Origin of the sequence: Kitasatospora sp. NPDC091257 (assembly GCF_044757675.1) — a bacterium.
Lineage (GTDB): Bacteria > Actinomycetota > Actinomycetes > Streptomycetales > Streptomycetaceae > Kitasatospora > Kitasatospora lactacystinica.
Genome location: NZ_JBIVVI010000286.1, coordinates 1 through 8,326 on the forward strand (window position 1 = coordinate 1; position 8,326 = coordinate 8,326).

Genomic DNA, 8,326 nt, shown 5'->3' on the forward strand with positions numbered 1-8,326 from the left:
CGGTCCTCCTCAGGAGGGAGCGGTCCGCCGTCAACTCCCCTCCGCAGCAGGAGGTCTGCGCGACCGGGCGGGAGCATGATCGGTGGCATCGGAACACCCGCAGAGGACACCCGAACCGGACGCCCACGCCGGCCCCCGCACGGGAACAGTCACCCGTGAACACCCGCGCCGAAGGAGACCCGAACCGCCATGAACCGCCGCCTCGCCACCGCCGCACTCTCGCTGCTCCTGCTGGCCGCGACCGCCGCCACCGCCGCACCGGCCGCCGTCGCGGAGCCGGCCCCCGCCGCACCGGTCACCGCCCCGGAACCGGCCGCCCCAGCAGGCGACTTCGGGCCGGTCGGTGTACGCGGCACCGGCAACACCGTCCTCACCACCGGGTTCCAGGGCTTCGAGGGCGACCCGGTGCGGATCTCGGTGGACGCCCGTGCCACCACCAACACCGATCCGCGCGGCACCACGGGCCACTTCCACGTCCGTCACGTGCACACCGACGGCCGGCTGGTCGCCGACTTCGAGGGCGACATCACCTGTCTGGCCGTCGGCGGCCGGGAGGCGATCGCCACCGGGGTGGTCACCAAGGGCGACGCGCCGTGGTTCCCGGGCCTGGAGCTGATCGGCCGGAAGGTCTCGCTCTCGGTGGAGGACGACGGGCGGCGCGGGGACCGGATGGGCTGGGTCTGGGGCGCGCTCGGCCAGCCGGTGTCGGACTGCCAGGGCACGGTACCGTTCATCCGCACGACCAGTGGTGACTTCTCCGTGCGCAGCTGACACCCGACCGACCGGGCCGACAGGACCGGTCAGGGCCTCCTGGGCCGACCGGGCGACGGCCGGGGCTGCGCACCGCCACCCGAGCACCCGCAGACCTGGAGGCCCCGTTGTCCCTCGACCGTCCGACCGCTCCGCCACCGCCGGGCGCGGGGTTCAACGACCTGACAGGGGAGGGCCGTTGAACCCCGCGCCCGACCGGCATTCGCCCGACTACGCCCGGCTCGCCGCCGTCGGGCCGTACTTCGCGCTGGACACCTCGCCGGCCGGCCGGCCGCCGGAGGGCTTCCGGCCGCTGGCCGAGCTGTACGGCACCGGACCGGACGCGCCGTTGGCGGCGCGGCTGCGGGTGGTGGCGCAGCGGCTCGGCACCGGGGAGCCCCGGGTCGCCGCCTCGATCCTGCACCTGGGGCTGGCCGCCCGTTTCTGGTCGGTGGGGCTGGGCTCGGCGGTCCTGCTGGGGACGGTCCCGACCTTGGAGCACGCCTGGGTGCGGATCCCGGACCAGGGCCCGCTCGACCTGTGGGCACCGCCGGAGCCCGCCCGCCCGGACGCCGGCTCGCTCACCGACCAGCTCCACGAGGCCGTCCTGCTGGGACAGTTGACGCCGCTGGCGGAGGCCGTCCGGGCCGCCGCCCCGCTCTCCCGCCGTCTGCTGCTCGGCAACGCCGCCTCCGCACTGGCCGGGACGCTGCGGGTGCTGGACGCCCACGCGCCGGACGCCGCACGGGCGTTGGCCGCGGAGCTGCTGGACCGTCCGCCACTGGCCGGGTCGGGCATCCTGCGCGCCGGGCCGGGTGGCACGGCGTTCCGGCGGAACAGCTGCTGCCTCTACTACCGGGTGGGTCCGGGTGCCGGGCTCTGCGGGGACTGCTGCTTCAGCACGCCGCCCGGCCGCGGGAAGCGGAACGAGTAATACCTTCACAAATGAAGGTCATACAGATCTCCGGCCGCCGTCAGCCGCGCACCACCGCCCAGTCCACCGCCGCGGACGGCACCCCGGCCCGCTCGGACGCCGGGTCCGCGAGCAGTCCGCGCGCCAGCGAACCCACCGGCAGGGCCGGGGTGGTGGCGGCCAGCACCCTGCCCTCGCCGTCGAGCAGCGCCGCGTCGCCTGACAGCGCCCGCAGCGGGGGCACCAGCAGCCGCTCCAGCACTGCCAGCGGGACGTCCCCGGCCACCACCCCGACGAAGCCCGCACCCGGGACGACCACCGGCCGGGCGCAGCACAGCACGTACCGGTCGGCACAGAGCAGGTCGACCTGCGGCCCGGCCACCGCGGCCCGCCCCTCGTCCCGGGGCCGGGCGAACCAGGGCAGCACCCGGTAGTCGTAGAACTCGGCGTCCGCCGGGTCGAGCGCGAGCCGCAACCGCCGCTCCCCCGCCCCGCGCGCACCGCGGTACCACCACTCCACGTGCAGGTCGGCGTCGGCGAGCGCGCCGGGTGCCACGACCGCTCCGCAGCCGAACCAGCGCGAGCCGGGCCGCGCCAGCAACTCGCTCACCACCCCGTGCACCACGGCGAGTTCGGCCACGGCGGGCCGGCGCCCCTCGGCGGCCGCCCGGGCCCAGCAGCCCGCCGCGGCCGCCCGCAGGCCGTCCAGTTCGGCGAGCACCGCGTCGACGGCGGCGGCGACCTGCCGGGCGCACCGCTCGACGGCGGCAGGGTCACCGGCGGCGGGCCCGCCCAGGACGGGCCCGCCGGCGGCGGACTCACCGGCAACCGGCACACCGGCGGATCGGGCCACGGGCAGGGTGGTGCTGAACGCGCTGGTCATGACGGCTCCGGCGGCGAGGGAGGGATCCGGGAACGGTGGCGCGGCCCCGGCTCAGCCGTCGTCCGCCAACTCCAGGTGCCGCCGGACCAGATGGTGCACGCAGGCCACGGCGTGCGTCTCGGCGGCGGCCCGGGCGCCGGCCGCGTCGCCGGCCAGCACGGCGACCAGGATCTCCCGGTGCTGCTCGGCGAAGCGCTCCTGGTCCGGCCCGTGCGGGGCGGGCAGCCAGAGCAGCGGGCCCAGTTCGGCCTGGAGCCGGACGGCGAGCTGGGTGAGCCGCACCGACTGCGCGGCGACGGCGAGTTCGATGTGGAAGCGGGCGTCGGCGCGGCGCTGCTCGGCGGGCCCGGCGGCGTCGCGCAGGTCGTGCACCAGTCGGGTGAGCCGGGGGCCGAGGTCGGCCGGGGCGCGCTCGGCGGCGAGCCGGGCGGCGGTGCCGAAGACGGCCAGCTCCTCGTCGCCGAGGTCGCGCAGGTCGACGGTGGCGAGGTCGCGCAGCCGGGCGAGCTGGAGGTGTTCGGAGCCCTCGGCGGGGATGCGGACGAAGCTGCCGCCGTTGCGGCCGCGCCGGGTCTCGATCAGTCCGGCCTCGCGGAGCAGGGCGAGGGCCTCGCGGACGGTGCCGTTGGCGACGCCGAGCTGGTCGGCCAGGTCGTTCTCGCTGGGCAGCTGGTCCCCGTCGGCGACCAGTCCGAGGGCGATCGCCTCGGTGATCCGGCGGGCCACCGCGTCGGCGCGGCCGAGGTCGGCGAGCGGCGCGAGGACGGCACTGAGCAGCGGGGTCGCACTGCCGATGGTCGTCACGCCGTTCCCCTCCCCGATCGCCGTCGCCGGATCCTCGCCGGATCGCCGCCCGATCACTGCCCGATCGCCGCCGGATCGCCGCCGGATCCTCGCCCGATCACTGCCCGATCACTGCCCGACCGGATGTTTCCCGCAGGGTACCTCCAGGTCCGACGCGCACTCTTGCCCCTAGAAACTCAATCTCGTATGTTTTCCCGCAACCTCGGCCCGAGCCGCACCCCGCAGTGCTCCCCCACGCATCACGACACGTTCCCAGGAGCAGGTCATGACCGATGCCAGTGCACGTGCCACCGTCCACTCCCCCGACCCGGACGCCGAACGGCTGGCCGCCCTCGGCTACACCTCCGAGTTCAAGCGCGACATGAGCCTCTGGGCGAACTTCTCGCTCGGCTTCACCTATCTCTCCCCCGTCGTTGGCGTGTACACACTCTTCGCCACCTCACTTCAGACCGCCGGGCCGCCGATGGTCTGGAGCTTCCTGATCGCGGGCCTCGGCCAGCTGCTGGTGGCCCTGGTGTTCAGCGAGGTGGTCGCCCAGTTCCCGGTGGCCGGCGGGGTGTACCCGTGGGCGCGCCGGCTCTGGGGCCGCACCTGGGGCTGGCTGACCGGCTGGACCTACCTGCTGGCACTGATGTCCACCATCGCGGCCGTCTCCTACGGCGCCGGCCCGTACGTGGCCGCCCTGCTGGGCGTCGAGCCGAGCACCGCGACGACCGTCTGGTGCGCACTGGGCCTGCTGGCGCTCGCCACCGTGATCAACCTCGGCGGCACCCGGGTGCTGTCGGCGGCGGCCGTGTTCGGCTTCGCCGCCGAGTTGCTCGGCGCCCTGGCGGTCGGCGCCTGGCTGCTGCTGACGCACCGCTACCACGGCCTCGGCGTGGTCCTCGACCGCTTCGGCGCGGGCGGCGACGGCGACTACGCCGACGCCTTCCTGGCCGCCGGGCTGATCGCGGTCTTCCTGTTCTTCGGCTTCGAGGCCTGCGGCGACGTCGCCGAGGAGGTGCCGGACCCAGGTCGACAGATCCCCAAGTCGATGCGGCGCACCATCTACGTGGGCGGCGCTGCGGCGATCGGGGTCAGCCTGGCCCTGGTGATGTCGATCCAGGACATCGGCGCGGTGGTCTCCGGCGACGACAAGGATCCGGTCGCCAAGGTGCTGCACGACGCCTTCGGCGCGGTCGGCGCCCGGGTGGTGATCGGCGTGGTGCTGATCTCCTTCCTGTCCTGCGTGCTCAGCCTCCAGGCGGCGGCGAGCCGGCTCGCCTACTCCTTCGCCCGGGACCGGATGATCGTGGGCAGCCGGCTGCTGGCCACCGTCTCGGACCGGCTGCGGGTGCCGCCGTACGCGCTGCTGCTCGCCGCGGCGCTGCCCGGTGTGATCATCGTGGGTGCCTCGGCGCTCTCCGAGGGCGCCCTCACGAAGATCATCTCCTTCTCCAGCATCGGCATCTACCTGGCCTTCCAGATGGTGGTGCTGGCCGCCCTGCGGGCCCGGCTGCGCGGCTGGCGCCCGAGCGGGGACTTCCGGCTCGGCCGCTGGGGCCTGGCGGTGAACATCGGCGCGCTGGTCTACGGCGTCGCCGCGATCGTCAACATCTGCTGGGGCCGCACCCCGGACGCCGCCTGGTACGACAACTACCTCGTGCTGCTCTCGGCGGTGGTCGTGCTCGCGGCCGGCGGCCTCTACCTCCTGCTGGCCCGCCCGCACCTGCGCGGCGACGCCCCCTCGGGCGACGCGACGGCCGCGCCCGGGGCCACCTCCGCCGAACCGGCCCGGGGGCGGGCATGACCGGACTCCCGCTGGACGGCGTCCTGGTCGCCGACTTCGGCCGGGTGCTCGCCGCGCCCTACCTGACCATGCTGCTGGCCGACCTCGGCGCCGACGTGATCAAGGTCGAGCAGCCCGGCACCGGCGACGACACCCGCGCCTGGGGCCCGCCGCACGCCCAGGGCGAGGCCACCTACTTCCTCTCCGTCAACCGCAACAAGCGCTCCCTCACCCTCGACCTGCGCGAACCGGCCGACCATGCCCGCGCCGTCGAACTCGTCCGCCGCGCCGACGTGCTGGTGGAGAACTTCCGCCCCGGCACGATGGCCCGCCACGGCCTCGACCCCGACCGCGCCCAGGCCCTCAACCCGCGGCTCGTCTACTGCTCGATCACCGGCTTCGGCCCCGGCAAGGGCGCCGAACTGCCCGGCTACGACCTGCTGGTGCAGGCCGTCGGCGGTCTGATGTCGGTGACCGGCCCGGCCCCCGGCGAACCGGTGAAGACCGGCGTCGCACTGGTGGACGTGCTGACCGGGCTGCACGCGGCGGTCGGCGTGCTGGCCGCACTGCGCGAGCGCGAGACCACCGGCCGGGGCCAGCTGGTGGAGCTGAACCTGCTCTCCACGCTGCTCTCCGGCCTGGTCAACCAGTCCGCCGGCTACACCCTGGCCGGCGCGGTGCCGGGCATCCTCGGCAACCGCCACCCGTCCATCGCCCCCTACGAGTTGTTCACCGCCGCCGACCGCCCGCTGGTCGTCGCGGTCGGCAACGACCGGCAGTTCGCCGCGCTCTGCCGGGGCGTGGGCGCCCCCGAGCTGGCCGCCGACCCCCGCTTCGCCTCCAACTCCGACCGGGTCGCGCACGTCACCGTGCTGGCCCGCGAGCTCACCGCCCGGCTCGAACGCCGCACCGCCGCCGAGTGGTTCGCGGTGCTCACCCCGCTCGGCGTGCCCTGCGGCCCGGTCAACGACCTGGCCGAGGCCTTCGACCTCGCCGACTCGCTCGGCCTGCGGCCCCGGGCACCGCTGCCCGGCCCGGACGGCCGCCCGCTGGACCTGGTCGCCAACCCGATCGGCCTCTCCCGCACCCCGCCCCGCTACCAGCTGCCCCCGCCCCGGCTCGGCGAGCACACCGCCGAACTCACCGCCTGGCTGGACACCCCGCACGACCGGCCTCCGCACGGCGGGTCTCCCTACGAGCAGCCTCCGCACGACCGGCCGCCGCACAACCCTCCCCCGCACGACCAGGACTTCGAGGACCGCCCATGAGCACCCCGCACGGCACCGGCACCGCCATGTCCGACCCGCTCGACCTGATCGACTTCGCCACCCTCCTCACCGAGGAGGAGCGCGAGATCCAGGCCACCGTCGCCCGGTTCCTCGCCGACCGGGTCCGCCCGCACCTGCCGGAGTGGTTCGACAACGCCCACTTCGCCCGCGAACTCGCCCCCGAACTCGGCGCGTTGGGCCTGCTCGGGATGCACCTGGAGGGCTACGGCTGCGCCGGCACCAACGCCGTCTCCTACGGCCTGGCCTGCCTCGAACTGGAGGCCGCCGACTCGGGCTTGCGCAGCTTCGTCTCGGTCCAGGGCTCGCTCTCGATGTACTCGATCCACCGGTGGGGCTCGGAGAAGCAGAAGCAGGAGTGGCTGCCCGGGCTCGCCGCCGGCACCGCGATCGGCTGCTTCGGCCTCACCGAGCCGGACTTCGGCAGCAACCCGGCCGGAATGCGCACCCGCGCGGTGCGCGACGGCTCGGACTGGATCCTCGACGGCACCAAGACGTGGATCACCAACGGCGGCATCGCGGACGTCGCCACCGTCTGGGCGAACACCGAGGACGGCGTGCGCGGCTTCCTGGTGCCGCGCGGCACGCCCGGCTTCACCACCCGCGACATCGGGCGGAAGCTGTCGCTGCGCGCCTCGGTCACCTCCGAGCTGCACCTGGACGGCGTCCGGCTGCCCGCCGAGGCCCGACTGCCGGGAGCGAAGGGGCTGCGCGGCCCGCTGTCCTGCCTGAACGAGGCGCGGTTCGGCATCCTGTTCGGCGCGGTCGGCGCAGGCCGGGACTCGCTCCAGGCGGCGCTGCGGTACGCGGACTCGCGGGTCCAGTTCGACCGGCCGATCAGCGGTTTCCAGCTGACCCAGCGCAAGTTCGCCGACATGGCGCTCGCGCTCGGCAACTCCGCGCTGCTGGCCGTCCACCTCGGCCGGCTCAAGGACGGCGGGCGGCTGCGTCCCGAGCAGGTCAGCGTCGGCAAGCTCAACAACGTGCGGGAGGCGCTGGCGATCGCCCGCGAGTGCCGCACGGTCCTCGGGGCCAACGGCATCTCGCTGGAGCACTCGCCGATCCGGCACGCCAACAACCTGGAGTCGGTGCTGACCTACGAGGGCACCAGCGAGATCCACACGCTGGTGGTCGGCCAGGCGCTCACCGGGCGGGCGGCTCGGGACGCGGCGGACGTTCGTCCAACAAGCTGATCATCGGCGGCGTGGTGGCGGGCTGTGCGGCGGCCGGCATCCTGGTCGCCGTCCTGATGAGCGGCGGCGACGAGACCAAGGACGACAGGAAGACCACCCCGGCGGCCGCCACCGCCGGCGCCACCACCACCCCCGGGGCGCCGAGCGCGAGCGGCTCCGGCGCGGCCGTCGACCCGGAGGTCAAGGCCCAGGCGCAGCCGCTGTCGGACCTGCTGGGCACCGCGAGCGACAGCCGCAGCTCGGTGGTCTCCGCGGTCGCCTCGGTGCAGAAGTGCGACAAGCTGCCCGAGTCCCAGCAGGCGCTGACGGCCGCGGCCGGCAAGCGGCGCGAGCTCCAGAGCAAGCTCGGCCAGCTGAAGGCCGACAAGCTGCCCGGCGGTCAGCAGCTGGTCGACCAGCTCAACGCGGCCTGGACGGCCTCGGCCCAGGCCGACGACGAGTACGCGCTCTGGGCGCAGGACGCGCAGGGCTCCTGCGACGCGAAGAAGCAGGACAACCAGCACTACAAGAACGCCGTCCAGGCGAGCGGCACCGCGACCACCGCGAAGAAGCAGGCCGCCACGCTCTGGAACGCGATCGCCGCCCAGACCGGACTGCCCAACCGGAGCGACGGCGACCTCTGACCGACGGCGGTCGACGAGGGACGGCGACGGCGGCTCCTGAACGACGCCGGCCCGTGAGCGACGGCGGCCGGTGAACGACGAGGGGGGACGGGCCGCAAGGCCCGTC

At 74.8% G+C, this 8,326-nt stretch carries 8 protein-coding genes; 6 read left to right on the top strand and 2 right to left on the bottom strand.

The window, feature by feature from the left end; all coding sequences use genetic code 11:
- The first annotated feature begins 189 nt into the window (after positions 1 to 189).
- Both ACIQOV_RS15750 and ACIQOV_RS15755 read left to right on the top strand, forming a co-directional pair.
- Positions 190 to 771 carry a hypothetical protein gene (locus tag ACIQOV_RS15750; protein WP_401048894.1) on the top strand — a complete coding sequence of 194 codons (582 nt, stop codon included), beginning with the start codon at positions 190 to 192 and terminating at the stop codon, positions 769 to 771.
- 178 nt (positions 772 to 949) lie between these two features.
- On the top strand, positions 950 to 1,684 hold the full coding sequence (locus ACIQOV_RS15755) for a (2Fe-2S)-binding protein (RefSeq protein WP_401048896.1): 735 nt from the start codon (positions 950 to 952) through the stop codon (positions 1,682 to 1,684).
- Between the two features lie 40 nt (positions 1,685 to 1,724).
- Here the strand turns inward: ACIQOV_RS15755 and ACIQOV_RS15760 are convergent, their stop codons facing one another.
- Positions 1,725 to 2,546: a cache domain-containing protein gene (locus ACIQOV_RS15760; RefSeq protein ID WP_401048898.1), complete on the bottom strand. Its 822-nt coding sequence runs from the start codon at positions 2,544 to 2,546 to the stop codon at positions 1,725 to 1,727.
- A gap of 51 nt (positions 2,547 to 2,597) precedes the next feature.
- The gene (locus tag ACIQOV_RS15765; protein ID WP_401048900.1) at positions 2,598 to 3,350 is read right to left on the bottom strand and encodes a FadR/GntR family transcriptional regulator; all 753 of its coding nucleotides are present in this window, start codon (positions 3,348 to 3,350) and stop codon (positions 2,598 to 2,600) included.
- Between the two features lie 265 nt (positions 3,351 to 3,615).
- Here ACIQOV_RS15765 and ACIQOV_RS15770 point away from each other — a divergent pair, with 265 nt between their 5' ends.
- From ACIQOV_RS15770 to ACIQOV_RS15785, 4 genes are read left to right on the top strand one after another with little or no spacing between them, the layout of a single operon-like run.
- A complete protein-coding gene (locus tag ACIQOV_RS15770; protein WP_401048902.1) occupies positions 3,616 to 5,139 on the top strand; it encodes an APC family permease in 1,524 nt (507 codons plus the stop codon).
- Entirely contained in the window at positions 5,136 to 6,386 is a 1,251-nt protein-coding gene (locus tag ACIQOV_RS15775) for a CaiB/BaiF CoA transferase family protein (RefSeq protein WP_401048904.1), read from the top strand. Before ACIQOV_RS15770 ends, ACIQOV_RS15775 begins: the two co-directional genes overlap by 4 nt.
- Entirely contained in the window at positions 6,383 to 7,597 is a 1,215-nt protein-coding gene (locus ACIQOV_RS15780) for an acyl-CoA dehydrogenase family protein (RefSeq protein WP_401048906.1), read from the top strand. Before ACIQOV_RS15775 ends, ACIQOV_RS15780 begins: the two co-directional genes overlap by 4 nt.
- Positions 7,598 to 7,608: 11 nt before the next feature.
- Entirely contained in the window at positions 7,609 to 8,220 is a 612-nt protein-coding gene (locus ACIQOV_RS15785) for a hypothetical protein (RefSeq protein WP_401048908.1), read from the top strand.
- Positions 8,221 to 8,326 lie beyond the last annotated feature (106 nt).